This is a genomic window from Litorerythrobacter xanthomarinus, assembly GCF_046254955.1.
In the GTDB taxonomy this organism is placed as follows: domain Bacteria; phylum Pseudomonadota; class Alphaproteobacteria; order Sphingomonadales; family Sphingomonadaceae; genus Qipengyuania_C.
Genome location: NZ_JBJXRG010000001.1, coordinates 972,475 through 998,155 on the forward strand (window position 1 = coordinate 972,475; position 25,681 = coordinate 998,155).

21 protein-coding genes and 1 tRNA gene are annotated in these 25,681 nt (G+C 61.2%); 8 read left to right on the forward strand and 14 right to left on the reverse strand.

Annotated elements, in window-relative coordinates; all coding sequences use genetic code 11:
* The first annotated feature begins 9 nt into the window (after positions 1-9).
* Positions 10-807, forward strand: a complete 798-nt coding sequence (locus ACEWMW_RS05085) for a crotonase/enoyl-CoA hydratase family protein (RefSeq protein WP_409412809.1) — start codon at positions 10-12, stop codon at positions 805-807.
* Positions 808-939: 132 nt separating this feature from the next.
* Here ACEWMW_RS05085 and ACEWMW_RS05090 read toward each other — a convergent pair whose 3' ends face one another.
* Positions 940-1,614, reverse strand: coding sequence for an NnrU family protein (locus ACEWMW_RS05090; RefSeq protein WP_409412810.1), 675 nt, complete (start codon positions 1,612-1,614; stop codon positions 940-942).
* A 69-nt stretch (positions 1,615-1,683) separates the two neighbouring features.
* Complete coding sequence (locus tag ACEWMW_RS05095; protein ID WP_409412811.1) at positions 1,684-3,318, reverse strand: peptide MFS transporter; 1,635 nt, start codon at positions 3,316-3,318, stop codon at positions 1,684-1,686.
* A 182-nt stretch (positions 3,319-3,500) separates the two neighbouring features.
* On the opposite strand from ACEWMW_RS05095, the gene ACEWMW_RS05100 reads away from it, so the two are divergent.
* The 4 genes from ACEWMW_RS05100 (at position 3,501) to ACEWMW_RS05115 (ending at position 5,299) form a co-directional block, all read left to right on the forward strand.
* The gene (locus ACEWMW_RS05100) at positions 3,501-3,842 is read left to right on the forward strand and encodes a GntR family transcriptional regulator (protein ID WP_409412812.1); all 342 of its coding nucleotides are present in this window, start codon (positions 3,501-3,503) and stop codon (positions 3,840-3,842) included.
* A gap of 179 nt (positions 3,843-4,021) precedes the next feature.
* Positions 4,022-4,303 carry an integration host factor subunit beta gene (locus ACEWMW_RS05105; protein ID WP_409412813.1) on the forward strand — a complete coding sequence of 94 codons (282 nt, stop codon included), beginning with the start codon at positions 4,022-4,024 and terminating at the stop codon, positions 4,301-4,303.
* A 138-nt stretch (positions 4,304-4,441) separates the two neighbouring features.
* Positions 4,442-4,528 (forward strand) — tRNA-Leu (locus ACEWMW_RS05110).
* Between the two features lie 144 nt (positions 4,529-4,672).
* Positions 4,673-5,299, forward strand: coding sequence for a PilZ domain-containing protein (locus ACEWMW_RS05115; RefSeq protein WP_409412814.1), 627 nt, complete (start codon positions 4,673-4,675; stop codon positions 5,297-5,299).
* Between the two features lie 9 nt (positions 5,300-5,308).
* Here ACEWMW_RS05115 and msrB read toward each other — a convergent pair whose 3' ends face one another.
* The 4 genes from msrB to ACEWMW_RS05135 all read right to left on the reverse strand — a co-directional run bounded on the left by msrB (position 5,309) and on the right by ACEWMW_RS05135 (position 9,629).
* The gene (msrB, locus tag ACEWMW_RS05120; protein ID WP_409412815.1) at positions 5,309-5,812 is read right to left on the reverse strand and encodes a peptide-methionine (R)-S-oxide reductase MsrB; all 504 of its coding nucleotides are present in this window, start codon (positions 5,810-5,812) and stop codon (positions 5,309-5,311) included.
* Positions 5,813-5,884: 72 nt separating this feature from the next.
* Positions 5,885-7,219: a cytochrome P450 gene (locus ACEWMW_RS05125; RefSeq protein ID WP_409412816.1), complete on the reverse strand. Its 1,335-nt coding sequence runs from the start codon at positions 7,217-7,219 to the stop codon at positions 5,885-5,887.
* A gap of 101 nt (positions 7,220-7,320) precedes the next feature.
* On the reverse strand, positions 7,321-8,610 hold the full coding sequence (locus ACEWMW_RS05130) for an ABC transporter permease (RefSeq protein ID WP_409412817.1): 1,290 nt from the start codon (positions 8,608-8,610) through the stop codon (positions 7,321-7,323).
* Positions 8,607-9,629: an ABC transporter ATP-binding protein gene (locus ACEWMW_RS05135; RefSeq protein WP_409413607.1), complete on the reverse strand. Its 1,023-nt coding sequence runs from the start codon at positions 9,627-9,629 to the stop codon at positions 8,607-8,609. The genes ACEWMW_RS05130 and ACEWMW_RS05135 overlap by 4 nt, the downstream gene beginning before the upstream one ends.
* Positions 9,630-9,681: 52 nt before the next feature.
* On the opposite strand from ACEWMW_RS05135, the gene queG reads away from it, so the two are divergent.
* Positions 9,682-10,758 carry a tRNA epoxyqueuosine(34) reductase QueG gene (queG, locus tag ACEWMW_RS05140; protein ID WP_409412818.1) on the forward strand — a complete coding sequence of 359 codons (1,077 nt, stop codon included), beginning with the start codon at positions 9,682-9,684 and terminating at the stop codon, positions 10,756-10,758.
* Here queG and ACEWMW_RS05145 read toward each other — a convergent pair.
* The 8 genes from ACEWMW_RS05145 to ACEWMW_RS05180 form a co-directional block, all read right to left on the reverse strand.
* Positions 10,742-11,968, reverse strand: coding sequence for an NAD(P)/FAD-dependent oxidoreductase (locus tag ACEWMW_RS05145; RefSeq protein ID WP_409412819.1), 1,227 nt, complete (start codon positions 11,966-11,968; stop codon positions 10,742-10,744). The two genes, queG and ACEWMW_RS05145, sit on opposite strands and share 17 nt — an antisense overlap.
* A 63-nt stretch (positions 11,969-12,031) precedes the next feature.
* The gene (locus ACEWMW_RS05150; protein WP_409412820.1) at positions 12,032-16,747 is read right to left on the reverse strand and encodes an NAD-glutamate dehydrogenase; all 4,716 of its coding nucleotides are present in this window, start codon (positions 16,745-16,747) and stop codon (positions 12,032-12,034) included.
* A gap of 58 nt (positions 16,748-16,805) precedes the next feature.
* The gene (locus ACEWMW_RS05155) at positions 16,806-16,946 is read right to left on the reverse strand and encodes a hypothetical protein (RefSeq protein ID WP_409412821.1); all 141 of its coding nucleotides are present in this window, start codon (positions 16,944-16,946) and stop codon (positions 16,806-16,808) included.
* Between the two features lie 29 nt (positions 16,947-16,975).
* Positions 16,976-17,959: an LLM class flavin-dependent oxidoreductase gene (locus ACEWMW_RS05160; protein ID WP_409412822.1), complete on the reverse strand. Its 984-nt coding sequence runs from the start codon at positions 17,957-17,959 to the stop codon at positions 16,976-16,978.
* A complete protein-coding gene (locus tag ACEWMW_RS05165; protein WP_409412823.1) occupies positions 17,959-18,603 on the reverse strand; it encodes a tetratricopeptide repeat protein in 645 nt (214 codons plus the stop codon). Before ACEWMW_RS05165 ends, ACEWMW_RS05160 begins: the two co-directional genes overlap by 1 nt.
* The gene (locus ACEWMW_RS05170) at positions 18,600-19,361 is read right to left on the reverse strand and encodes an alpha/beta hydrolase (RefSeq protein ID WP_409412824.1); all 762 of its coding nucleotides are present in this window, start codon (positions 19,359-19,361) and stop codon (positions 18,600-18,602) included. Before ACEWMW_RS05170 ends, ACEWMW_RS05165 begins: the two co-directional genes overlap by 4 nt.
* Positions 19,362-19,416: 55 nt before the next feature.
* On the reverse strand, positions 19,417-20,502 hold the full coding sequence (locus tag ACEWMW_RS05175) for a M48 family metallopeptidase (protein ID WP_409412825.1): 1,086 nt from the start codon (positions 20,500-20,502) through the stop codon (positions 19,417-19,419).
* Positions 20,503-20,505: 3 nt separating this feature from the next.
* Positions 20,506-21,591 carry a YjgN family protein gene (locus tag ACEWMW_RS05180; protein ID WP_409412826.1) on the reverse strand — a complete coding sequence of 362 codons (1,086 nt, stop codon included), beginning with the start codon at positions 21,589-21,591 and terminating at the stop codon, positions 20,506-20,508.
* 161 nt (positions 21,592-21,752) lie between these two features.
* Between ACEWMW_RS05180 and ACEWMW_RS05185 the strand changes: the two genes are divergently transcribed.
* Positions 21,753-23,411: an alkaline phosphatase D family protein gene (locus tag ACEWMW_RS05185; protein WP_409412827.1), complete on the forward strand. Its 1,659-nt coding sequence runs from the start codon at positions 21,753-21,755 to the stop codon at positions 23,409-23,411.
* 250 nt (positions 23,412-23,661) lie between these two features.
* The gene (gene thrS, locus ACEWMW_RS05190; protein ID WP_409412828.1) at positions 23,662-25,677 is read left to right on the forward strand and encodes a threonine--tRNA ligase; all 2,016 of its coding nucleotides are present in this window, start codon (positions 23,662-23,664) and stop codon (positions 25,675-25,677) included.
* The last annotated feature ends 4 nt before the right edge of the window (positions 25,678-25,681 follow it).

Genomic DNA, 25,681 nt, shown 5'->3' on the forward strand with positions numbered 1-25,681 from the left:
GACCAGCCCATGAGCCTCCTGAAAATCGAAACCGCAAACCACGTCACCACGCTCACCATTGACCGTGCGGAAACGATGAACCCGCTTGGCGCGAAGGGCGACGGCGATGCCTTCGCGGCGGCCTGCGATGCGATCAATGCCGATATGGATGTGCGCTGCGTGATCCTGACGGGCGCGGGGCGGGCGTTCAGCGCGGGCGGTGATATCAAGGCGATGAAGGAACGCACCGGCAGCTTCGGCGGGAATGCGCCCGAGATTTCGGACGGCTATCGCAACAATATCCATAAGGTGCTGCGCGCGCTCTATGGCCTGCGCGTACCGTTGATCTCTGCCGTCAATGGCGCGGCGATCGGCCTCGGCTGCGATCTCGCCTGTCTCGGCGATATCCGCATTGCTTCGGACAAGGCGAAGTTCGGCGTCACATTCCTCAAGCTGGGGATCATCCCGGGCGACGGCGGGACGTGGATCCTCCCGCGCATTATCGGCGAGGCGCGTGCGGCCGAACTCTTCTACACCGGCGACGTGATCGATGCGGCGACCGCGCTCGATTGGGGCCTCGTCAGCCGCGTGGTCGATGGCGATGCGCTGATGGACGAGGCGCGGGCGCTGGCAGGCAAGATCGCCGCCATGCCGCCGCATTCGTTGCGCCATGCCAAGAACCTGATGCGGCAGGGGCGCTCGGTCACGTATGACACCGCGCTCGAGATGGCGGCGAATACGCAGGCGCTGATGCACCTGACCAATGATCACATGGAAGGGATCGACGCGCTGCTCGAAAAGCGCGCGGCGCATTTCACCGGCGAATAGCGTTTCCTACAGCGGCGTGCGGAGATAGCTTGCGGGCGGCTCCTTGAAATCGTCGAACGCCCGGAGAACTCGCGCAGAACAGCCGTTTTCCCGGCGCATGGACAGTGCTCCATGTGCTCCATCCAGTAGGATTTAGAACCAGCGCCAGACCCCGGCGGGGACATCGGCGACAGGAATGTGCAGCCAGCTGAAGAGCAGCCATACCGCAATCGCGATCAGCCAAAGGCCCCAGCCGACGCCGAACAGCGCGCTCCATTTCGGCCAATAGCTGGTGCGGCTTTCCCAACCGATCCAGGCCTCGCCCATCAGTGCCTGCTTCTTGCGATCCTGCATCTTCGCACCGACCAGCGCGAGGAACAGCACGGCGCTAGCGACGATTAGCGTGCGCATGCTCCAGAACAGGATCAGGTGCGAGACCGCCCACAGCGCGAAGCTCCACATCATCGGATGGCGGGTGACGCGGAAAACGCCGCTCGGCTCCGCCTGCGCGGCCTTCTCAGCCCCGGGCATTGGCATCGCCGGATTGCCCTTGAAAGAGCCCAGCCACAGCACGATCGCGGGAATGGTGATCACGCTGACCGCGATCCATCCGAATTCTCCGCTTCCGGGAAGGTCAGGGCTGGGGGCGGCGCGGAAAGCCAGCACCATCCAGATGAAGGTGGCGAGGGCGACCAGCGAGTAGATTGCCGGAAAGCCCTTTTCGCCCACCATGCCCACGAGCGGCGCGCGCAAGGGATGCGACAATGCGAAATGCGTGCCAACGAAAGCGATCGAGGCAGCAGTCAACGACAGTAGTGCGGGTTCCATGGCGATCTCCCTCCCAGGATTAGGCCATCGTTAGTTGCAAAATGCAACTCATAAATGAGACCCGGCTGATCAGTTCTGCGGACGCATCCCCGGCTGTAGGCCGGCACCGCCTGGTTCGCCAAGCTCGCTCTGGCCCAGAAGATCGTCATCGACCGTCTCGTCCTCGAGCGTATCGAGGTGCATCCAGCGCTTCACGATCGGGCTGAGCAACAGCACGATCACGCCAACGCCGATCGCGATCCAGCCGATCTGGTTGTAGATCTCAAGTGTGATATCTTTCGACATCTCACCGCTTTCGCCGCCGGTAAGCTCGCCGATCTTCCCGCCAACGAAGCTGCCGACTGCCGTCATGTAGAACCATGCGCCCATAATGAGCGAGGCCATGAAGCTCGGCGCGAGCCGGTTCATTGCCGAAAGGCCGACAGGGCTGAGGCAAAGTTCGCCAGTAGTGTGCAGCAGGTAGATCAGGAACAGGAACAGCACCGGCGTCATCGCCGCCATGCCCACGCTCTGTGCACCCCACACGAAGACAAGGAAACCGGCACCGACCTGGAACAACGCCAGGGCAAACTTCGCCGGAGCGGACGGTTCGAGGCCTCTCCTGCCCAGCCATTGCCACAGCATGGCGAAGAGCGGCGCGAACAGAATGATGTAGATCGGATTGATCGACTGGAACACCGATGCGGGAATGTCGCCGATCTCGATATAGCGGTCGGTATAGAGATTGAGGCTGCCGCCGGCCTGTTCGAACAGGCCCCAAAACAGCGGGTTGAGCGCAATCAGGAACAGGATCGCCCATATCCGCTCGCGCGGTTCCTTCTCCAGCTTGGAAGCCTGGTAGAGGACGTAGCCCAGCAATGCGACGCCCGAGACAATGAGCAGAGTCTGGATGACCTCGCGGTACTGGATCAGTGCCCACATCACTGCGACCGCAGCAACACCGGCGCCGTAGATCGCGAACTCTTTGCCCTTGGCGAGGATCGCCGGTGGCTCACCCGCACCGCGCAAAGCGCTCCTGCCAACGACGAACACGACAAGGCCTACGAACATGCCGACACCGGCAGCGCCGAAGCCGTAAGCCCAGCCGATTGTCTGGCCGAGGTAGCCGGCGAGGATCGTACCGGCGGCAGCGCCGACGTTAATGCCCATGTAGAAGATGGTGTAGGCAGCATCGCGGCGCGGATCGGTCAGCTTGTAGAGCTGGCCAACCATCACCGAGATATTGGCCTTGAGAAAGCCCGAGCCAACGATAATCAGCGCCAGCGCCATCCAGAAGACATTGATCGCCGGATCACCCTGCCCGCCGTCGCCTTCAACGGCCATTGCGATATGGCCGAGTGTCAGCAGGACGCCGCCAAAGAGCACCGCCTTGCGCTGTCCGAGATAGCGATCGGCAAGCCAGCCGCCGAGGACCGGAGTGATGTAAACGAGGCTGCCATAAGCGCCGTAGATGACGGTCGATTCACCGTCGCTGAAAAGCCAGTGCTGCGTGAGATAGAAGATCAGCAGCGCGCGCATGCCGTAGAAGGAAAAGCGCTCCCACATCTCAGCGAAGAACAGCATGTAGAGACCCTTGGGGTGACCCAGCGGTTCCTGCTTCTTGCTCGCCGCGATGAGCATTCCGCCGGTCAGGAAGGCCGCCAGGATAATCGCCGCAATGACGGCAACCCAGTCGCCCTCGTTCCACAAGGCCATGTCTTTCATTCGGGAATCCCTCTCCAGCTCACGCCTCCGCGTGCTCCATGGGCGCGCACACTAGCGCCCAAATCGCCGGTGTGAAGCATTAGTTTCATTGGAAACCGCAGAATTGCTGGCATTTTCCATGACTGCGCCCTTGACCTGCTCCGCTGTATTATGGCACTGATGCACCGAGGAAGGACTGTCCGATGAGCCAACAAAGCCGCCCGGTATATCTCAAACTGCGCGACCAGATCGCTGCGGCGATAATCGACGGCAATTATGCCGAGGGCGCCATGCTTCCGTCGGTCCGTGCTTTGGCGGCGGAGCAGGGGGCCAATCCCCTTACCGTGGCCAAGGCCTACCAGCAGTTCCAGTCAGATGGCCTGGTGGAGGTGCAGCGCGGGGTCGGCATGTATGTTGTTGAAGGCGCCGCGGCCAAACTACGCGCGCGCGAGCGCGCCCAATTCCTCAGCGAGGAATGGCCGGAAATTCGTGAACGGATGGAGCGTCTCGGGATCTCGGCGCGAGACCTCCTTGCCGAAGCCTAGTGCCGCAAATGATCTAACATTCTGGATGGGCTGACTTTCTGAGCCTCGCGACTTGCCTGTTGGCCGAGTCTCTGGCACCATGCTGATGTTGCCGAACGGAATCATCGCGGCAACAGGACAAACGGGTTGCGCAGACCATTTTCACCGCCGAGCCCAAGAGGGCCGGATGGGAGGCCGGAATGATCAGATCGGAATTGCTGCAGGCGATTGCCAAGGACAACCCGGATTTACGGGCGGAAGAAGTCGAGCAGATCGTCGATATCTTCTTTGATGAGATTGCGACACGACTTGCCGAGGGCGGACGGGTTGAGCTGCGAGGGTTTGGAGCCTTTTCCACTCGCCAGCGCGACGCGCGCAAAGGCCGCAATCCGCGAACCGGGGAAGCGGTCGATGTACCGGCCAAGCGTGTGCCCTATTTCAAGCCCGGCAAGGAAATGCGCCGCGTTTTGAACGAAGGCTAGGCCGCAGCGAAGTTTCGCTGACCGGCGCTCTTCCGCAACCGAGAAAAATTCCGCAAACCTGTCCATTGCATTTTGCGTGCACCGTTGCTGTTGCTTGCGTGGACGGATAGAGGCGCGCGGATAGCGAGCTGGCACCGGGCGGGTGTGGCGGAATGGTAGACGCCGGGGACTTAAAATCCCCTGATCCTATAGATCGTGTGGGTTCGAGTCCCACCACCCGCACCACATTCAAAATCTTGCGGAAAATGCGCTCGAACAGCCTTTAATCCGTTTTAACCCTTAGGTGGTTAGTAGCCATGACCAAACGCCTGTGCGGCTAGGACATGGGTGTTGGCCGAAGACGGTCGGATAAGCCGGGGGTTGGCGATAATGGACTATCAGACGAGCAATCTGGACAGTGCTCGGGCGGATGCAGGCAGTGCCGAGCGTCGCCAGGCCACTCGTTACACCTCGCTGATTCGAAGCGCTAAGCTCGTATGTTCCAAGGGCGAGTTTGTATGCGTGGTCCGCGATGTCTCGGAAACCGGTATCAGCCTGCGTAGTTTCCATGCGCTTCCGTCCGATGATCGCATGGAGCTCGTGCTCCAGAACGGACTGCGCTACGAACTCAACATGGTCCGCATGCAGGACCTCGTGGCGAGCTTTACCTTTCCCGCTTCGGTCGATGTCGAGCAGCTGATCGTCGAGACAGGAAAATTCCCCAAACGCCAGTTACGCGTGGAAGTAAGTCTGCCAACGAGCGTCACGACCATTACCCAGCGATTCAGCGGAGATATTCGCAATCTCTCTCAACAGGGCGCCCTGCTCGATTGCGAAGCGATGTTTGCGATCGAGCAACCACTGCAGATCGAAGCGAGTGGAATGCCAAAAGTGCGCGCCAAAGTACGCTGGCGTCAGGACAATTCCTATGGCCTGGCATTCGACAATCATTTCAGCCTGAGTGAATTCGCGCTGCTGGCAGCCAAGCTGCAGTGCCCCGAATTGCTTCAGGGCTGACGCCCCAACTCAGGCAGGCCGGAACTTCAGGGCAACGCCGTTGATGCAATGACGCTCGCCGGTTGGCCTTGGCCCATCGCTGAAAATATGTCCGAGGTGGCCGCCGCAATCGGCGCAGTGCACTTCGGTGCGTGGGTAGCCGATCTTGTAATCGGTATCCTTCCCAACCGCTCCTGGTAGCGCGCGCCAGAAACTCGGCCAGCCCGTTTTGCTGTCATACTTCGTCTTGGAGGAATAGACCTGACTGTCGCAGCCGGCGCAGTGATAGGTGCCGGTGCGCTTCTCGTCGTTGAGCGGGGAGGTGAAGCGGCGCTCGGTCGCCTGTTGCCGCAAAACGCGGTACTGAGCCTTGGTAAGGCGTCGCTGCCACTCGGCATCGCTATGCTTGATTGGATAAGACCGGGCGGTAGCCGAAGCCTGCCCACACGCTGAAAGCAGCGGCATGAACGCCGCACCCGCCAAAAGAGCGAGCGTTTCACGCCGTGCTACAGTCTTCGTTTTCAACTTTGCCATTCGCAACCTCTAGCTGTCCAAGCCTTAATCCGCCCGGAACAGCCTATCGGTTACAGAATTTCGCGGGCGTGCTCAAAACTCGGTGATTTCGACTTCCAGCTTGCGGAAGCCATGCACGAAGTTGGCGCGCACGCGCTCCACATCGCCGGCGACATGCACGCGCATGCGGCGCTTGTGCATCTCCTCAAGCAGGACGCGCAGTTGAAGCTCGGCCAGCCGGGCGCCGACACAGCGATGGATGCCGTAGCCGAAAGCGATCTGGCGCCGTGCGTTCTCACGCGTGATATCGAGCTGATCCGGGTTCTCGAATACTTCCTCGTCGCGATTGGCCGACAGATACCACAGCACGACCTTGTCGCCCTTCTTGATCTTCTGACCGAACTGTTCGGTATCCTCGGTGCAGGTCCGGCGCATATGCGCGAGCGGCACCTGGTAACGCAGGATTTCCTGCACGGCGTTGGGGATCAGGTCCGGGTTCTCTTCGAACAGTTTCCGCTGCTCGGGGAATTTGTCGAGCGTATGCACGATCCCGCTCATCGTGTTCCGGGTCGTGTCGTTGCCACCCACGATCAACAGCACGAGATTGCCCATGAACTCTTCCGGGCTTTGCTGGTTCATCGCCTCGGAGCGGATCATCATCGAAATGAGATCCTCGCCTTCGGGGTTCTGCGCGCGCGCGGTCCACAGCTGCATGAAATAGGCGGCCATTTCGCGCAGGAAGCCCTGTCGCATCTCGTCAAGATCACGGATTGTCGCGCCTTCGGTGTCGCCTGCCCAGTCTGACCAGAAGGTCAGCAGGCGTCGGTCTTCCCATGGGAAGCCGAACAGGATGGCAAGCATGCCGGTGGTGAGTTCGATCGAGACCTTGTCTACCCAATCGAAGACTTCGCCGCGCGGCAAAGTATCAAGCAATTCGCCGGTGCGTTGACGGATCTCGCCTTCCATGGCGCTCATCGCCGAGGGAGTGAATTTGGGGGCTACCGTGCGCCGCTGGCCGGTATGCTTGGGCCGGTCCATTGCGATGAACATCGGCAATTCGAAACGTTCGCGGCCCATTTCCTCGAGCTGTTCGTCGCTCAGGCGTTCGAGAATGGTGATGCCGCCATGTTCCCAGCTGGAAGAGAACAGTTCGGGCAGCGCTTCGATGTGCTGGATCGCCTTGTGCTGGACGACCGCCCAATAGGGACCAAACGGGCTTTCGGGAATGTAATGCAGCGGCCCTGCGTCGCGCATTTCCTTGAAGATCGGCATCCAGGTGTGATTGAAATAAATGTCTGAGCGGCTGACATCCCACTTGTGCGGGTGCTCGAGCTTGTCTTCCGGATGCTTTTTGCGATGCTCCGTGATCGCCTGATAAGCAGATGGTGAGCTGCTCCATTGGGTCTTCTCAGCGGCCTGGGTCGCCATGTCTCTCTCCGTTTTGAAGACGGCTATGGGACTCGGCCGTCATTTCGTGACATCCTGCAGCTACTTACAGAAATGTCAATAAGGTTGCGATCAGAAACCGATCATGCAGCAGCGCGCTTGCGCCACCAGCGACGCTTCTTCTCGGTCCCGGCCCCTCCGGACTTGAGCACGCGCTTACGGAAGAGGGCAGCGCCGAGCTTGATCGTGATCCCTACCCATAAGGCCTGCCAGGCCAATGCAAGCACATGGGGCCAAAGTGTGTCGACCAGAGCGGCTCGTGCGAGCATGGCGAATGGCGAGGACAGCGGGAATATCGTTGCGGCGAGTTCGTAGTTGGTGCCCAGGAAAGGAATGGCCGAAGCTGCGAAGAAGAACACCAGCAGCTGCACCAATGTTACGGGCATCGACAGAGTCTGCACCTCGCGCACAGTTGCGGCCATCCCGCCGATCGCGAGGAACAGCGAGCCCAGCAATAGATACGCCATGGTGAAATAGGCGAGACCCAGCGCCAGGAACCCAGCCCAACCCAATGCGGGAGTTGGCAGGTCGGACATATCCTGGCTTGTGACCTGCGTAACGGCTTCGCCTACTGCGGCCCACAGCCCGACGATAACCCCTCCCCACACGGCTATTCCCACCAGCGACACGCCAAGCATGGCGAACAGTTTGCCTAGAAACAGCGCGTCGAGCGGAATCGCGGCGGCGAGGATTTCGATGATCTTGTTGGCTTTCTCTTCCACCAGATTGGAAAGCACCATGCCCGCGAGGAGCATGGTCAGCAGGAACAGGAGCATCTGCGACGCTTGCGCCGTGCGGATGCGGTCGGTGCGAACATTCGCCGCAGTGCTGCTGTTGCGAATCTCGTCCATGGATATCGCGGGAAAAGCGGTGTTGGCCTGGCCGGCGGCTTCAGCCACGATCAGTTTGACCGACGGGGTAACGCGGGAAATCTGTCCCGGCGGGCCGGTTAACACCGGGTCGGCTACCGTGCCTGACAGTATCGCGGCAAGGTTGCGATCCTCGTCCGCGAGCAACTCGCGCGTAGTGGCGAACTCACCCGTCGTTTCGTCGACTTCCACCCTCGTCATGGGCGGGAGTAACTGGCCGATGTCGCCGGCAAGGTTGGATTTGGCCGTGAAAATCCGCTCGAAATCTTCGTCCGCCATGGCGACGCCGATATGCGTGGCGGCCGATTGACGCTGCACTTCTCCGCCGATGCCCCCTGCAAGCCCCCCGACCAGGATCGGGAACAGCGGACCCAACAGGAAGAACAGGAAGGCGCGGCTGAAAAGCACGGCGAGGAAATCGCGGCGCGCGATCACCCATACGGCTTGCCACAGCGCGAGGCGGGAATGCGCTGTCGGGGAGACTTCGGTCACGCGATTGCTCATCGCCGGCCTCCCGTATCTTTCTCTTCCTCGAGCGCGCTAGCCGCCGCTTCGCCTGCAATATGCACGAAGGCATCGTGCAGCCCGGCCCGCTCGATCGAGAGCGAGAGGATTTCGGCATGACCTTCCACCAGGCCTCGTAGCAGACTGTCGGTACCGCCCTCAGGCAGGTCGAAATGCCACAGTGCGGAGCCATCGGCCTTCTCTTCTCGCCGCGCATTGGCAGGCAAGGCCTTGCGCCAGTCTCCCTTGGCATCGCCGGTTTCGAGGCGCACTTGCGCGGGGATACGGTCGCGCGCTGCATCGACAGAGCCGGCATAGGGGACCTTGCCGCCGGCGATGATGGCAATGCCTTCGCACAAGCGCTCGGCATGAGCGATGACGTGTGTCGAGAAGATGACAGTTGCGCCTTCTGCGGCGAGGTCTCGGATCAGTTTCTCGAGTTTGCCCTGATTGATTGCATCGAGGCCCGAAAAAGGCTCATCCAGCACCACAAGCCTGGGCTTGTGCACCAAAGTCCCAAGCAGCTGGACCTGCTGCGCCATGCCCTTGGAGAGCTGGCGAATCTGGCGTTCGGCGGCGTGGTCAAGCCCATGCGCCTCAAGTAGTTCGCGTGCGCGTTCGCGCCCCAGTTTCAAAGGCAGCCCGCGTAGCGCCCCCATGAACGCAATCGCATCGTAGGCTTTCATTGCCGGGTATAGACCCCGCTCTTCGGGCAGGTATCCGATCAGCCGTGCAATCTCTTGCGGCTTGTCATGCCCGAACACACGCCGCACGCCTTCATCGGGATCGATAATGCCCAACAGCATGCGCAATGTCGTGGTCTTGCCAGCGCCATTGGGGCCAAGAATTCCATAGATCGCCCCTGCAGGAACCGAGATGTCGACCCCGTCTACCGCAAGCGTCCCTTCGAACCGTTTGACGAGGCTGCGCGCCTCAATCGCCAGCTGGCGAGAGGTAGCTGGCGCTGAAGCCTGCACTGCGTCGGGATTGCCCCCCGCATCGGGATCGCTTAGCGCCATGTCCATGGATCAGGTGGTTAACCCTAGGAAATGAATGGGAGCAACCCCAAGCATGGTTAACGCTGCGCTTCCGGAAAGGTTGAAAGCGCAGCTGGAGGCGGAGGCGAGGCGCCTCGGCTTCGCGGCATTCGGCGTTGCGCCCGCGGCGGATGACCCGATGCGCGCTAGCCGGTTGAAGCAATGGCTGGCTGAAGAATATCACGGCACGATGGGCTGGATGGAAGCGCGCGCTGAGGTTCGACAGGGGCCGCAAAGCATGTGGCCGGACGTACAAAGCGTTATCGCATTGGGCATGAGCTATGCGCCTGCGCACGATCCCTTGGCGCTGGAAGGTGTTGGCGACCGCGCGCGGATATCGGTCTACGCGCAAGGCCGCGACTATCACGACATAGTGAAGAAAGCGGCCAAGGCGCTTGCGCGATACCTTGTCGCTGAAGCCACATCGCTTGGGCTTGGCGATACCCAGCTCAAGGTCTTCGTCGATACCGCGCCGGTAATGGAAAAGCCGCTGGGCGAAGCTGCCGGGATTGGTTGGCAGGGCAAGCACAGCAACGTTGTCAGCCGAGAGCATGGCAACTGGCTGTTTCTCGCCGCGATTTACACGGCGCTGGAGCTTCCGCCCGACGAACCGCACGAGGATCGCTGCGGCTCATGCAACGCTTGCCAGGACGCATGTCCGACAGATGCATTTCCGCAGCCATACGTGGTCGATGCGCGGCGCTGTATCTCCTACCTGACGATCGAGCATGATGGGCCGATTCCCGAGGAGTTTCGCGAAGCGATCGGCAACCGGATCTATGGCTGCGACGATTGCCTTGCAGTCTGCCCATGGAACAAGTTCGCCGAGACCGCTGCGGCGCATCGCGCCTTCCTGCCGCGCGACGAACTTGTTGCGCCGCGCCTCGCGGACTTGCTGTCACTCGACGATGCGGCATTCCGGGCGCTTTTCTCCGGCTCGCCAATCAAACGTATTGGGCGCAACCGCTTCGTCAGGAATTGCCTGGTAGCGGCTGGTAACTCAGGCGATCAGCACTTGCTCAATCCGGTGGCTGAACTGCAATCAGACCCCGATCCCGTTGTGGCTGAAGCCGCTGGCTGGGCTATCCGGCGACTTACAGCAACTCCTTGAGCGGGACATCAATGTTGGCAAGCTGTTCGGGATCGGGCGTCGCCTGCGTTTCGATCAGCTTGCGGCCTTGCACATAGTCCTTGATACTGTTGACGCAGTCGAGTGCGATCACGCGCCCTTCCTTGAGATAGATAACCGAGAATTTACGGTCCGCCGGATTGCCGCGAACAACAGTCGCATCGTGTTCGAGCGACAGGCCGGCAGTTTGCAGCTTGAGATCATACTGGTTCGACCAGAACCACGGGAATGCCGCATAGGGTTGCTTGTCTCCCATGATTGCCTTGGCGGCAGTGGTGGCCTGATCATTGGCGTTCTGCACCGATTCAAGCCGGATCACCGCATTGTCGGCAAAAGTATTGGCGTGGGCGGCACAGTCCCCGATCGCATAAATGTCATCGAGTGTCGTCCGGCAGAATTCGTCGACATCGACGCCATTGGTTCCGGACGCGCCTGCTGCAATGAGAGGGCCGACCGAAGGCACAATTCCGATTCCCACGATTACGATATCGCAAGGCAGCGCCTCGCCATCGGCAAGGATGACCGCCTTGACCTTGCCGTCTTCCAGCTCGATCCGCTCGAGGCCCGTTTCAGTGCGCACGTCGACGCCATGCGCACGGTGTTCTGCTTCATAAAAGCTTGAGATGGCCTCGCCTGCGACGCGGTTGAGAACGCGCGGCAGCGCTTCAAGCAGTGTCACCTCGCAATCGAATTTGCGCAACACAGCTGCGGCTTCGAGCCCGATATACCCGCCGCCGACTACGACCGCACGTTTTGCGCCGGCATCGATCTCCGCCCTTAGCTGGTCAACATTGGCGCGGGTCCGAACAGTGTGCATACCCTCGCCATCGGCACCCGGGCACGACAGGCGCCGCGGCGCACCGCCCCCGGCCCAGACCAGCTTGCGATAGCCAATTCGGCTGCCATCACCGAGCACGACCTCGTGTCCCATCCAGTCGACTTCGGTGACGTTGGCACTGGTTCGCACGTCAACATTCTTGTCCTGCCAGAACTTCTCCGGCCGAATCAGAATACGCTCGAATGGCTTGTCGCCGGCGAAGTACTCCTTCGAGAGTGGGGGACGTTCATAGGGGATCTCGGGTTCGCGCCCGAGTATCAGGATGCTATCCTCGTGGCCCGCTTGGCGCAGCGCAATCGCTGCCTGCGCCCCGCCGTGGCCCGCCCCCACGATCACAACATCGGCTTTGTCCATCGGCCCCGATTCGGCGGAAAATCGCCGTTCGTCAAGCCTATGAACCTTTCCGAAGCGTCTTGCTCAGCGGGCGAGGAGGTTGCGCGCCATACTGGCGATCTGTGCCAGCATGGCCGGGGCCACCGAGGTCTGGCGCTTGGCCCGCGCGATGATACCGCTGAAGCGCCTGACCGCCTGGGCATTCTCCTGAGACCACTTTTCGACCACTTGCGGCATGTCCTTCTTCGCGCCCTTGCGGCGCGCCAATCGCCGCAGCAGCTCTAGCCGCATCTGTTGGAAATCGCGCGCGAGCCCCGCAACCAGCAGTCGTTCCCAGACATCGGAAGGGTTCATCATGGCTGCCGTGCTTTGCGCCCAGTCGAGCCCCAACTTCTCGCCAACATCGGTGAATGCCTGGGTAATGGGCTTGGGTGCAATGCCGGTGTCTCGGGCAAGGTCGGCCAGACCAACTGCGCCATCTAGATTGAACAGGTGTGCGACCCGCTCTGCAAGTTTCTCCGAGGCACCGGCGGCAACCAATTCGTCGCGAAGTCCCTGCGATTGCTGGCGCGATTGATTGGCCAGCAACTGGTCGGTCGATTCGTCCAGTGTGGCGATACGCGCGCCCAGTTCGGCAATCATCTGCGAAGGCACGACATGGCCCGAAGCCGTCCGGAGCACGTCAGACATCAGATTGCCGACTGCTGCGGCCACGCGGTCGAACAGTAGCAGCCGAGCAGATTCGTTCATCTTGGCGTGGTCGAGCTCTTCCCACAGCTCCTCAAGCCCAAACAGGCGATCGACGGTGACGAATGCCGCGGCAACCTCGGCCAGATCGACACCCTCTTCCTCGACCAGCTCGAAGGCGTGGATGAGACCAAGCCGGTTTACGATCCGGTTGGAAAGCTTGGTGGCAATAAGTTCGGTGCGCAGGCGATGATTGAGAATCTGGTGCCGGAATTTGTCGCGCATGGGCGTGGGAAACGCCTTGAGCAGTGTCGAGACAAGGGTCTTGTCCTGCGCGAGATCGCCTCCCTCGATCGCATCCTGCAGCATCAGTTTCGCCGATGACAGCAAGACGGCCAGTTCAGGCCGCGTAAGTCCGGCGCCATCGCCCGCACGTCGCGAGAGCGTTTCGTTGTCGCCCAGCCCTTCGGTACGGCGATCAAGCCCGCCTTGATCCTCAAGCGTTTCCATCAGGCGCAGGTAGGAATCGGTCGCGCTGGAACCGCGCAATTCCGCAATCGAAAGCGCCAGAGCCTGGAGCCGGTTGTCTTCCAGGACGATCTCGGCGACCTCATCGGTCATCTTCTTGAGCAAGAGGTTGCGGGATCGCTCGCTCAGCTTGCCGGTGCGCTTGGCGGCAGCGAGGGCAATCTTGATGTTGACCTCGTTGTCCGAACAATCGACCCCGGCAGAATTGTCGATGAAATCGGTGTTGATCCGTCCGCCATTCAACGCGAACTCGATACGTCCGGCCTGGGTGGAACCGAGATTGGCGCCCTCGCCGATGACCTTGGCTCGGACTTCTTCGGCATCGATGCGCAAGGCATCGTTGGCCGGATCACCGACTTGCGCATTATTCTCGTGGCTGGCCTTGATGTAGGTGCCAATTCCGCCGAACCAGATGAGGTCTGCAGAGGATTTGAGAATCGCGGATATGAGCGCGTCCGGCTCCCATTCCGCCGTGCCCACACCCAGCGCATCCTGCGCCGCCTTGGTCAGCTTGATCCGCTTTTCGGCGCGCGAGAACACCCCGCCGCCGCGCGAAATCAGATCGCTATTGTAATCTTCCCAGCTCGAGGAGGCGAGTTCGAACAGGCGCTTGCGCTCCTTCCAGCTCTTGGCCGGATCGGGATCGGGATCGATAAAGATATGCCGGTGGTCGAACGCCGCGACCAGCTTGATCGCTTTCGAGAGAAGCATGCCGTTGCCAAACACGTCGCCCGACATGTCGCCGCAGCCGACGACGCGTATAGTATCGGTCTGGACGTCGATACCCATTTCCAGGAAATGGCGCTGGACGCTGACCCATGCGCCCTTCGCGGTGATGCCCATGGCCTTGTGGTCGTATCCGTTGGAGCCGCCGCTCGCGAATGCGTCATCGAGCCAGAAGTCGCGGCTTTCGGCAATTGCGTTGGCAACATCGCTGAACCGTGCTGTTCCCTTGTCTGCAGCAACCACGAAATAGGGATCTTCCCCGTCGCGGATTACCACGCGCTCGGGGTGGACCACCTTGTCCTTGACGATGTTATCGGTGACCGAAAGCAGGCTGCGAATGAATACTTCGTAGCTCGCTTGCCCTTCAGCAGCCCAACCTGCGCGATCCTTAGCTGGAGAGGGCAACTGCTTGGGATAGAAGCCGCCTTTTGCGCCGGTTGGCACGATCACGGCGTTCTTGACCCGCTGCGCCTTCATCAGGCCGAGGATTTCGGTGCGGAAGTCGTCGCGCCGGTCGGACCAGCGTAGGCCGCCGCGCGCAATTGGTCCGGCGCGCAAGTGGATGCCTTCGACGCGGCGCGAATAGACGAAGATTTCGCGCCATGGCACGGGCTTGGGCAGGCCGGGCACCTTGATCGATTCGATTTTGAATGCGAGCGCTTCCTCACGCGCGGGCGCGAAGGCATTGGTGCGCAAGATCGCTTCGATCAACGAGTGATAGAGGCGCAGCAGTCGGTCATCATTGATTGCGGCTACCTGGACCAGCGCGCGCCGGATTGATGAGCGCGCCTCGTCGGCTGCGGCCTCGCGCGAACCGGTGAAGTCGGGGTCGTGCAGCGCATGGAACAGCGCCACGAGGCCAGCCGTCACTTTGGGGGCGCGCTGCAACGCGTCGACCACGGTGTATATGGTGAAACCCATGCCGGTCTGGCGCAGGTAGCGGTAGAATGCGCGGAGCCATACCGTCTCGCTTTCCGACAGGCCGTTGGCGACCACGAGGCCATTGAAGGTATCGTCTTCGGCCCTGCCGTTCAGCACTTCGGCAATTGCCTGCTCGATCGGCTCCGCCCGTTCGATCACGGCGGGAGGATCGATGCCGTCCGGCAGTTCGACCGTGAAATCATGGATCGTGCCAAAATCGCCATCGGCAAGTTTCGTGGGGATTTCCGAGACCACCGTGAAGCCGAAGTTCTCAAGCGCCGGCACGGCGTCGGATAGCGGAAGACTACCCTCGCCCTGATAGACCTTGAGCCGTAAATCGCCGGCATTGCCGGAGCCAGCCTGGAGCAGCCGCGCATCGCGGTGCCGCTCTGCGCTGGCCGGATCATGGCCGCGCAATTGCCGTAGGCGCTGGAGATCGAGCGCCGCCTCGCCTGGACCTTGGTTGGCGCGATATTGCTGGGGGAAGGCATCGGCATAGCGCGCGGCTATCGCAGCTGCGCGACTGGGCTCGACGATCTCCGCCAATTCACTTTCGACCGCTTCTGCCCATCCGCGCAGCATGGTCTCGAGGCTTTTCTCGATTGCCGCTTCGTCCCCGATCTTGCCGCTCACTCTCGCGTCGAGCACGAAGCGCAGCATCGCAAGGTTGCCGCCTTCTACTTCGACGCTCCAGTCAAGCATCTGCGCGCCGCTGGCATCTTCGATGAGTTCCTCGATCTGCAGCCGCACCTGCGTCGAAAGCATATCGCGCGGCAGCCAGACGAAAGCAAATACGTGGCGCCCGAGCGGTGCTTCAACCAGCGCCAAGCGCGGGCGTGGCCGATCAACGAGGCTCATCAGCGCGGTCGAGACACGTTCGACATCATTGTCGGAGAAGCCGATCACCAGGTCGTGCGGCAGCGTCGTGAGCGCATGGACGAGCGCCTTGCCCGCATGTCCAGCCGGATCGAAATCGAGCCGTTTGAAAAGGGTTTGCAGCTGCTGGCGCAGCCGCGGCACTGTGGATGGCGGCGCAGCCAGAGCCGCACTGGTCCACACCCCCGAATGGATCGACAGTGCACGCACCTTGCCCCGCTCGCGCTGCGGCACGATAAATAGATCGAGCGGCACCCGGCGATGCACATTACTGATGATGTTGGCCTTGACGATCAGCGGCTCGCTCAGGTGGCCGACCTCGCCTTCTTCGAACCATTTGAAGGCCCGCTCGATCGACGGATCCGCAAGCAGGTTCTTGGCGCTCTTGCGACAAATGCCGAGCACTTCGGACCGCTGTCCATCGCGTGAGACTGTGACATGACCGAGCTGGGTCAGCATGCCGCCATTAAGCCACTCGAGCAGCGCGCGGCCTTCGGCGTCTTCAAGACCGGCTGCGTCGCGCGCGGCCTTTTCCTGCAGCATGGGCCAATCGGTGACCGCGGCCCTCACATCGGCCAGCGTTGTCCGCAGTGCCTTTTCCAGGCCGCGCCGCTGCCGCGCATCGATACGGTTCGTCTCGATGTAGATCATCGATTCGAGCAGCGCGTCCGTTGCCGATTTTCCGAGCGCGGTGAGCTTGCCGGCAGCGGTGCGCCGCACGGCAACTACGGGATGCACAAGCCGATCGATTGCGAGCCCGTAATCGGACAGCGTGGAAGCTATCGAGTCGACCAGGAACGGCATGTCGTCATTGATGATCGCGATGCGCATGAAGCGTCGCTCTTCACTGGCGGATTCGATCAGCATGGCCGAACGTAGCGGCTCGCGCTGCATTCCCGCCTCGAGCACGAAGCGCGCGGCCTCGGCGAGACGACCGGTTTCGAAAGGCGTGTCGCCAGGTAGGACCGATGCGCTGAGCTGCGCGCTCAAAGCCTTGGCAAGTTCAGGAGAATGTTTGGCGGCTGATTTCTTGCCGGCCGAGCGGGACTGTGTCGTTCCCATACCTGCTGCTCCGTTGGGCCGCGCTGCTACGCGTACCCGTTATAATTTTCTTGCTACGTTATGCAGCATAGATGCGCGAATAGGCTTCCAGCCGAGTCGCCGCAAGCGTGGTGAGCGGCAAATTTTCTCGATCCCCGCCCGCAAATGCCCACAGCTCTCTACAATAGACATGTATGCCGGTGTCACCCTTGGCCGGCATGCACTTCGAATGCTCCCGGGCTTGCTCGCTCAACTGGCAACGGCTTCCATCGTCCGTTCGAGCGAGCGGGTCCGGGCTGCTGGATCGAATGTCGAACCCGCCACGATAATCTCGTCTGCGCCAGTGCGCTCGACGAATGCAGTTATCTTCTCGCGTACCGTATCCACCGTGCCGACCGCATGGGCCTGCCCCATGTGATCGAGCATCGCCTTGGCCGGAGCGGGCAAGCCTTTTCGATAATCCCGGATCGGCGGCGGGAGCTTTCCGGGTTCACCCGTGCGCAGGCGGACAAATGCCTGCCCCTGGCTTGAGGCTAAGTACTCGGCTTCCTCATCGGTATCCGCAGCCAGTACCATCATCGCAGCCATGACATGCGGTTTTTCGCAATAGTCGGACGGTTCGAAATCACGGCGATAGAGCTCGAGTGCGGTGTCGAGGTGATCGGGGGCGAAGTGGCTGGCGAAGGCATATGGCATGCCGAGCTTGGCCGCGAGCTGCGCACCGAACAGGCTTGAGCCGAGCATCCACATCTCGACGTTCGAGCCGATGCCCGGCGTGGCCTTGATGGGCAAATCGATATCCCCGGTCAGCAAGGCACGAAGCTCGATCACATCCTGCGGGAAGTATTCGGCTGCCTGGTGAAGATTCTTGCGCAGCGCCTGCTGCAACTCGGGGCCGGCACCGGGCGCGCGGCCGAGCCCGAGGTCGATCCTTCCGGGAAACAGCGCATCGAGCGTGCCGAATTGCTCGGCGATGACGAACGGATTGTGGTTGGGCAGCATGATGCCACCAGCACCGATGCGGATGGTCGAGGTGACGTGGCCAATGGCCGAGATCACCACCGAAGTCGCAGCCCCGCCGATACCTTCCATTGCGTGATGCTCGGCAACCCAGAAGCGGTTATAGCCACAGGTCTCCGCAGTTCGCGCGAGATCCTTGGCGGCATCATAGGCTTCACCTAGTGTGCCGCCTTCGCGCACCGGAACAAGGTCTAGGACTGACAGGTGAACCATTAATTCTCCCCGACACCAAAGGCCGCAGTGGCCTTCAGCGATTCGATATATTGCGCCGCGAATTCAGCTTCGCTGCTTTCCGGTGCGCGGTCGATGATACCCTGCCAGTGCATCAGAGCGGATTCGTCGTCGCCTGCCACGTAAGCCAGCGTACCCGCTTCCAGATTGACGCCGGGATCCTTAGGCGCGAAGGACAGCGCCTCGGCAATCAGCGTGGTCGCATTCTCGAACTCGCCCATCCGGCGGGCATTGACCGAGGAGACAACCCAGGCATGCGCATGGCCAGGTAGATCGACCCTCGCTGCTTCGAGCAAGTTGGCGGCTTCGTCCGTCCTGCCAAGCATCATCAGCGCCCGTGCGCGATCAAGCCCAATTTCGGCTGCCATCGTCGGCTCATCTGCCGCGATGGCGGCATCCTGCGCCTGTCGGAGCAGTTCAGCTGCCCCGTCATGATCGCCCGAAATGATAGACTGGTTTCCCGCGATCGCCCCGGTACGAGCTGCGGTGGCGAGATCGGGTTGGGGCGCATCGGGTGCCGCGACTACGGATGGCTTGCCGCGCGGGATCGGCAGTGGCTCGAGCTCCAATGGAGAGGGGTTCGGGCCGACTTGCGCGGCCATGAGCAGGAGCGTCGCGATGATCATCTTTTGTCAGATTCCTCGGCAGTTTCGAGCAGGGCACTGACCGTGCGCACCAGCAAGGCGATGTCCTGCTCACGTGACAGGCGGTGGTCGCCGTCCTTGACCAAGGTGACCTGCACATCGGGTGAACCAAGCGCCCTGGCAAGCCGCATCGTGATCTCCCATGGCACATCCTCATCCTGCTGGCCGTGGAGCAGGCGTACTGGGCAATCGAGGCCGATCGTGCCGCCAAGCAAGAGCTGCGACTGGCCGTTCTGCCAAAAGCCCGGATGCATCGGCGTTGGCTCGGGACCATAGGGATTCTCATCGAACACGATTTCGCCTGCAGCCAGCCGGGCCTTGTCTGCTTCCCAACGGCCCCACTCGGTGAAATCGGGCGCCGAGGCGATGCCCAGCAGGCCGGCAAGCCGGTCTCCCAGCGCCAATCCCACCAGCAGCATCAGCCATCCGCCCATCGAGGAGCCGACCACGACCACGCGATCTCCTGTCAGCCTGGCATCGATGAGCGCCAGCACTTCCTCACGCCAAAGCGACAGTGTGCCGTCGGCAAAGTTGCCGCTGCTTTGACCGCAACCGGAGTAATCCAGCAGCAATGCAGCGCGTCCTTCCCCGCTGGCCCATTCGAACAGGGTCGTCGCCTTGCCGCCATCCATGTCAGACATGTAGCCGGGCAGGAACACTAGCGCTGGACCGGAACCGGCGTTGAAGCGGTACGCGATGCGCCTTCCGTCGGGCATTTGGTGAAATTGGACTTCGCTCATTGCCACCGTCTCGGTTGGCCCCGCCGCGATTGCAAGGTTTCAGTAGAATATGTCCCTAAAAGAACATGTCGAAGTCTTCGACGTCTTCGTCCTCTTCGCACATGGTCTTGAGCGCTCCGAATTCGGCCTCGGTCAGGACCGGGCGGTAGTTGCGGCCCTTCTCATGCGCGTCGCGAAATGCCTTGGCTCGCTCGCCTGAAGAGGGATGCGTGGCGATCCATCCGACAATCGCGGGCTCGCCATCTTCATCGCCGCCGTATTGCTCGATCATGCGCTCGAAGAAGGCAGCGGTTCCCAGCGGGGAGATGGAAGCTTCCTGCAACCGGGCGCGGGCGTAGGAATCGGCTTCGCGTTCGGCGTCGCGCGAGTAATCGAGGCTGGCGACACCAAAGGCTGTGTCCGCAAAGCTGGAATTGAAGCCGCTTAACAGGATCGACAGGCCAAACTGGCGCAGGACCGAAGTCATGACATGGCGCTCGCGAACGTGGCCGACTTCGTGGGCTAGCACGCCCACCACTTCCTCGACGCTTTCCGCTTCCTGGATCAGTCCGTCGAACAGAAGAATCTGCCCGCCGGGGAGCGCGACCGCGTTGACCATGTCGATATTGGCGACGCCCACGCGGACTTTCTCGGCTCCGGGATCGACGGCCTCGACCATTTTCGCGATCGCCTCGTCACCGTAAGGAGTGCTGCACAGCCGGTTGCCGAAATCGCCGATCATCGCATCGCCCAAGCGTCGCTCCCAGGTTTCGGGGACGCGCGGGCCGAGCCATTCGGGCGCGGTGAGGAACGCTGATAGTGCTGCTGCGCTGACCAGCCCGAAGGCGATGCTCGCCTTGATGAGGCCGAAGCGATCAACCCATCCGCCATATCTCGCTTCGCCCGGAAGCACTGCGTCAAAGCTGGCGGGCAGGTCGCGCGGCACGGTCAGGCGAAAGTTGTCATTGCTGCCGAGCGCATAGACATGACTGTCGCGGCGGCTGTCGACATGGCGCAGGTCGTCCGCTGCGACTGCGACATCGTCACCCCAATCGGATCGCAGCCGGATGGTGCCAGGACCCTCTAGCGCCGCCCAGCCATCGTGGCGCGCGGCCGATTGGCCGTCGTACCAGCTGACCGGGATGCGCTCGTCGTCGGTCAAGGTTCAGATTGCTCCCACATCGAAGGCATCGAGCAGGCCTTCGCCGTGCTTCGAAGTCTTGGTGGTGGACTGCGTCAGCTCGTCGAGCCGCACTTCGCCTGAGGCTTCCATGTGGTTGATGAAGAATTTCCAGTGGCGATAGCTCAGGAAGATCCAACCGATGCCGAGTGTGAAGACAACTAGAAAAAAGTCACCAAGATAGAGCTTCACCCAGTCCATCGTCGATGCGCCGAAATGGAAATGGAGGTCACCCAATTGGGTTGCTCCGACCGCTTCTCGATAGAACTTGGCATAGAACGCAGCGGCAATCAGACCGAGGCCAAGAAACCAGATGACGAGCGCCAGGAAGATCCCAAGTCCGGCCCCGATCCCGGCACCGGATTCCCCTCCCACGCCGTATCCAAGACCTCCACCCGAAACTGCAGCGACCCCTAGGCCCACAAACAGAATGATCGGCGCGAGGTAGAAGAGCAAGTAGCGCGCGAAAACTTCGCTCGCCCTAGCGTCAGAATGAAACTGAAAAGGCCCGAAGCTCATCTTGCTCCAGCGCTCGTTCCACAAGCTTGTCATCGACCAGGGCACGAGCAAACTGGCCGGAATATAGCCGACGAAGGTCTTCCACATATAGGAAAGGCCGAATTTGAAGCCCGGATCATCACTCCCACCGCGAATGCCATGCCAGCGCGTGCGTGCCAGGCGATAGCGCAGCGCGCGAAAGCGGGCGACGCCGGTGAGGTAAAAGATGAACAGGAATGCGGCCGAAAACAGGATGACCGCAAGCCATTGCTGGTCGCGGAAGATCGCGCCTTGAAGGACAAAGTTGAGCAGGGTGAAAGGCAAGATGAAGAGCACCAGCACGATCAGGAAGCCCAGGAACAGCTCAAGGCCGGTCCCCGCCCACTCCAGACGTTCGTCGATAAAGCGGCTGCGCGACCACAGGTAGCGCCGCTCGCGCGCAGTCGCCCAGAAGCGGTAGATGCCTAGAGTGACAATTGTCAGCAGCAGGTTGGTAAAGGCAATCGGCGCAAATTCCTGCCACGTGCCTTCGAATTCGAAAGCGCTTTCGTTCGCCGCAGTCTCGTGATCCATTCTCTTGCGCCCCCTTGAGCCCGTGTAACCCCTAAGCTTGTCCTTTCCCGTCAAGGGCAAGTCAAGCCGCACCAATTTGGTGCTGCACGGCTCCGTGATTTGATGAGGCCTTGTAATCGCCACGAAATCCTAGGATTGCATGAATCGAGAGAGGAGAGGTCATGCACCCAACCGAGAAGCCGCAAGCGCCGCCGGCGCTCACCACCGATCGCCGTTCGATCCTCGCTGCAGGCCTCTTTGGCATGGCCGGGCTTCCGGCGGCTGCGAACGCGAGTGCATTCCAGCGCGCGCGCGGCTTCACGCACAATGTTGCGAGCGGCGAGCCGGCGGCAAATTCTGTATTGTTATGGACCCGCTTTCGGCCCGCCAGCGGCGAACCTGCGATGCTGCGCTTCGAAGTGTCCGACGCGATCGATTTTGCGCGGGTCGTCAGCAGCGGCGAAGTGGAAGCGTCGCCCGATCGAGACTGGTGCGTCAAGGCAATCGCAAGCGGGCTTTCGCCCAATCGCTGGTACTATTTTCGCTTCATTGCACCCGATGGCGCGATGTCACCTTTCGGCCGGACGCGTACTTTGCCTCAAGGCGGGATCGACAAGTGGCGCATGGCTGTGTTCGCATGTTCCAATCTCGGCTTTGGCTGGTTCAACGCCTATGCCCATGCCGCCGAAGCCGGCGACTTTGACTGCGTCCTGCACACGGGCGACTATATCTACGAGTATCCGCAAGGGACCTATCCCTCGCCAAGCCAGACGCAAAACGGCCGCGTTCTCGATCCGGCGCATGAGATTGTTGCACTGGCTGACTACCGGATGCGCTACGCAGCCTATCGCAGCGATCCTGACCTCCAGCGCATCCATCAATTATTTCCTATGATTCCCGTGCCGGACGATCACGAGTTCACCAACGATCCGTGGAAAGACGGGGCGCAAAACCACCAGCCCGAAACCGAGGGTTCGTGGGAGGTGCGCAAAGCCACCGCGCTCAGGGTCTATCGCGAGTGGATGCCAATCAGCGATGCGCTGTGGGAAAGCTACCAGATCGGTGACCTCGTTACGCTGTTCCGCATCGAAACCCGGATTACCGCGCGTGACAAACAATTCAGCTACTCCGAGCTCCTCAGCGGGCTTGAGCCGGGACCTGAATGGGACGCCAAGCTCTCGGCCTTCCGCGACGGCAAGTGGCGGGATGCCTCTAGGACATTGCTCGGAAGCGAACAGGAGAGCTGGCTGTCAGGCGGCATGGCTGCTTCCGTGCGTTCGGGCCGCAAGTGGCAAGTGTTGCTCCAGCAGGTGATCATGGCCGAGCTTTATGCCGACCCGTCCTTGGCCGAAAACATCCCGGCGGAAGCGAGCGAATTCATCAGTTCGCGACTGCGCAACCGTGCACTCGTCGCAAATCAGGGATTGCCGCTCAATATGGACGCGTGGGACGGCTATCCTGCTGCACGCGAGCGATTGCTGAACTCGGCACGCGATGCGGACGCAAACCTCGTTGTCCTGACTGGCGATACACATAACGCCTGGGCGTCCGAATTAGGCGGGGCAGGGATCGAGTTTGCGGGACAATCGGTCACCTCGCCGGGCATGGAGAATTCGCTCGGCTGGATCCCGCCGGATCAGCTCGCACGATCGTTAGTCTCCAACAGCGAGCAGCTCAAATGGGTCAACACGCACCAACGCGGCTACATGGTGCTCGAGCTGACACCGCAGCGCGCGACCAGTGAATGGCGCTTCATGGAGACGATCCGTCAACGCACGACGACACTCGCCGGAACGCATCGTGTTTCAAGCGAACTCGGGTCACAGCGACTCACGGTGTAGTGCGCTGGTTCTTGCCTTGTTAAACATTCGCACCTAAGTGCGCCGGAATGAACAAGGCACTCGCTACGACCGCAACAACTACCACCACCTCGGGCAACCGGGGGCGGTCGCTGTTGGTCTAAGCCAAAGCGTCGCCACCCGGTTTCGGGTGGCGCGGTGTCCTCCTGAAATCGGTAAGTAAAGCAAACACCGCTCTTCAAGCGCGTGTGGCTCTGTGCCATTAGCGCGCTCAAACGAGACGGATTGTAAGATGACGGAACTTCTCAAGATCAGCCTGCCCGATGGATCGGTGCGCGAAGTGGAACCGGGCTCGACGCCGGGCGATGTCGCCGCCGCAATCGGTCCCGGCCTTGCGAAGGCCGCGATTGCCGCTCGCGTGAATGGAGAGGTGCGGGACATTGGCCGTCCTTTTGATGGCGATGCTGAGCTGGCGCTGATCACTTCGCGCGACGAAGCCGATGCGCTCGAACTGGCGCGGCATGACTATGCCCATGTGCTGGCGGAGGCAGTGCAGGCGCTGTGGCCCGGTACGCAAATTACTTTTGGGCCCGCGACGGACGACGGCTTTTACTATGACGTCAAAGCACCTGACGGCCGCGCTCCGTTCTCAATGGATGATCTGCCCGCGATCGAGGAAGAAATGCGGCGGATCATCAATGCCGACAAGCCGCTGGTGCGCGAGGTCTGGTCGCGCCAGCAGCTGATCGAAAAATGGCAATCCGAAGGCGAGGTCTTCAAGGCCGAATGGGCGCAGGAATTGCCTGAGGACGAGGAACTGACGGTCTATTGGTCGGGCGAGCCCAATTCCGATGGGGCCTGGCTCGATATGTGCCGCGGCCCGCACCTGGCCTCCACGGGCAAGCTTGATCCGCAAGCCTTCAAGCTGATGCGCGTGGCCGGGGCCTATTGGCGCGGCGACCAGCGCAATCCGCAGCTGACGCGCATTTATGGCACGGGCTGGCTCAACAAGAAGCAGCTCGATGCGCATCTCCACCGGCTGGAAGAAGCGGGGAAACGCGATCACCGCAAGCTGGGCCGCGAGATGAACTTGTTCCACTTGCAGGAAGAAGCGCATGGTAGCGTCTTCTGGCACCCCAATGGCTTTGTCATCTGGCGCGAGCTGGAGGCCTATATGCGCCGCAAGATTGACGGTGCGGGCTATCAGGAGGTCAAGACGCCGCAGGTGATGGACGCACGCCAGTGGGAACAATCGGGCCACTGGGGCAAATATCGCGAGAACATGTTTGTCATTCCGGATGAGGTGCCGAATACAGAAGACGAGGGCGATATCATCTCGGGCGATGCCGACTGGATGGCGCTGAAGCCGATGAATTGCCCGGCGCATGTCCTGATCTTCCGCCAGGGGATCAAGAGCTATCGCGATCTCCCGCTGCGTCTTTATGAGAACGGCTGCTGCCACCGCAACGAACCACATGGCGCGCTGCATGGCCTCATGCGGGTCCGCCAGTTCACGCAGGACGATGCGCATATCTTCTGCCGTGAAGACCAGATCGTCGAAGAAGTGCGCGCTTTTTGCGAACTCGCAGACGGGATCTACAAAGACTTTGGTTTCACCTATTCGATCAAGCTCGCCCTGCGTCCAGAGCAGCGTTACGGATCGGACGAAGATTGGGACAAGGCCGAGGCCGAATTGCGCCAGGCCGTGATCGACGCGGGTATGGCGACCGAGGAATTTGGCTGGGAAGAGCTGCCCGGCGAAGGTGCCTTTTATGCGCCCAAGCTCGAATGGCATCTGACCGACGCGATCGGGCGAACGTGGCAAGTCGGCACGATCCAGTCTGACCGCGTTCTGCCCGAACGGCTGGATGCGAGCTATATCGGCGAGGATGGCGACAAGCACCGCCCGGTGATGCTGCACCGCGCGATCTTTGGCAGCTACGAGCGATTCATCGGCATACTGATCGAGCATAATGCAGGGCGCCTGCCCGTATGGCTCGCGCCGACGCAGGCGGTTGTGGCGACGATTACGTCGAGCGCCGATGGCTATGCCGAAGAAGTTGCGGCCAAGCTGGAAGCGGCGGGCATTCGCGTCGAAGCGGATCTGCGCAACGAGAAGATCAACTACAAAGTGCGCGAACATTCAGTCGCCAAGGTGCCGCACCTGCTGGTGGTCGGCATGCGCGAGGCCGAGGAAAGTACGGTTGCTGTGCGGACGTTGGGCGAGAAGCACCAGAAGGTGATGAGCCTGGACGAAGCGATCACGATGCTGGAAGGCGCGGCGACGGCGCCGGACCTAGCGAATTGACATG

Excerpts from the sequence above, each read along its gene's own strand:
- ACEWMW_RS05085 (WP_409412809.1), top strand. The coding sequence starts at position 10 with ATGAGCCTCCTGAAAATCGAAACCGCAAACCACGTCACCACGCTCACC.
- ACEWMW_RS05090 (WP_409412810.1), bottom strand. The coding sequence starts at position 1,614 with ATGGAACCCGCACTACTGTCGTTGACTGCTGCCTCGATCGCTTTCGTT.
- ACEWMW_RS05095 (WP_409412811.1), bottom strand. The coding sequence starts at position 3,318 with ATGAAAGACATGGCCTTGTGGAACGAGGGCGACTGGGTTGCCGTCATT.
- ACEWMW_RS05100 (WP_409412812.1), top strand. The coding sequence starts at position 3,501 with ATGAGCCAACAAAGCCGCCCGGTATATCTCAAACTGCGCGACCAGATC.
- ACEWMW_RS05105 (WP_409412813.1), top strand. The coding sequence starts at position 4,022 with ATGATCAGATCGGAATTGCTGCAGGCGATTGCCAAGGACAACCCGGAT.
- ACEWMW_RS05115 (WP_409412814.1), top strand. The coding sequence starts at position 4,673 with ATGGACTATCAGACGAGCAATCTGGACAGTGCTCGGGCGGATGCAGGC.
- msrB (WP_409412815.1), bottom strand. The coding sequence starts at position 5,812 with ATGGCAAAGTTGAAAACGAAGACTGTAGCACGGCGTGAAACGCTCGCT.
- ACEWMW_RS05125 (WP_409412816.1), bottom strand. The coding sequence starts at position 7,219 with ATGGCGACCCAGGCCGCTGAGAAGACCCAATGGAGCAGCTCACCATCT.
- ACEWMW_RS05130 (WP_409412817.1), bottom strand. The coding sequence starts at position 8,610 with ATGAGCAATCGCGTGACCGAAGTCTCCCCGACAGCGCATTCCCGCCTC.
- ACEWMW_RS05135 (WP_409413607.1), bottom strand. The coding sequence starts at position 9,629 with ATGGCGCTAAGCGATCCCGATGCGGGGGGCAATCCCGACGCAGTGCAG.
- queG (WP_409412818.1), top strand. The coding sequence starts at position 9,682 with ATGGTTAACGCTGCGCTTCCGGAAAGGTTGAAAGCGCAGCTGGAGGCG.
- ACEWMW_RS05145 (WP_409412819.1), bottom strand. The coding sequence starts at position 11,968 with ATGGACAAAGCCGATGTTGTGATCGTGGGGGCGGGCCACGGCGGGGCG.
- ACEWMW_RS05150 (WP_409412820.1), bottom strand. The coding sequence starts at position 16,747 with ATGGGAACGACACAGTCCCGCTCGGCCGGCAAGAAATCAGCCGCCAAA.
- ACEWMW_RS05155 (WP_409412821.1), bottom strand. The coding sequence starts at position 16,946 with ATGCCGGCCAAGGGTGACACCGGCATACATGTCTATTGTAGAGAGCTG.
- ACEWMW_RS05160 (WP_409412822.1), bottom strand. The coding sequence starts at position 17,959 with ATGGTTCACCTGTCAGTCCTAGACCTTGTTCCGGTGCGCGAAGGCGGC.
- ACEWMW_RS05165 (WP_409412823.1), bottom strand. The coding sequence starts at position 18,603 with ATGATCATCGCGACGCTCCTGCTCATGGCCGCGCAAGTCGGCCCGAAC.
- ACEWMW_RS05170 (WP_409412824.1), bottom strand. The coding sequence starts at position 19,361 with ATGAGCGAAGTCCAATTTCACCAAATGCCCGACGGAAGGCGCATCGCG.
- ACEWMW_RS05180 (WP_409412826.1), bottom strand. The coding sequence starts at position 21,591 with ATGGATCACGAGACTGCGGCGAACGAAAGCGCTTTCGAATTCGAAGGC.
- ACEWMW_RS05185 (WP_409412827.1), top strand. The coding sequence starts at position 21,753 with ATGCACCCAACCGAGAAGCCGCAAGCGCCGCCGGCGCTCACCACCGAT.
- thrS (WP_409412828.1), top strand. The coding sequence starts at position 23,662 with ATGACGGAACTTCTCAAGATCAGCCTGCCCGATGGATCGGTGCGCGAA.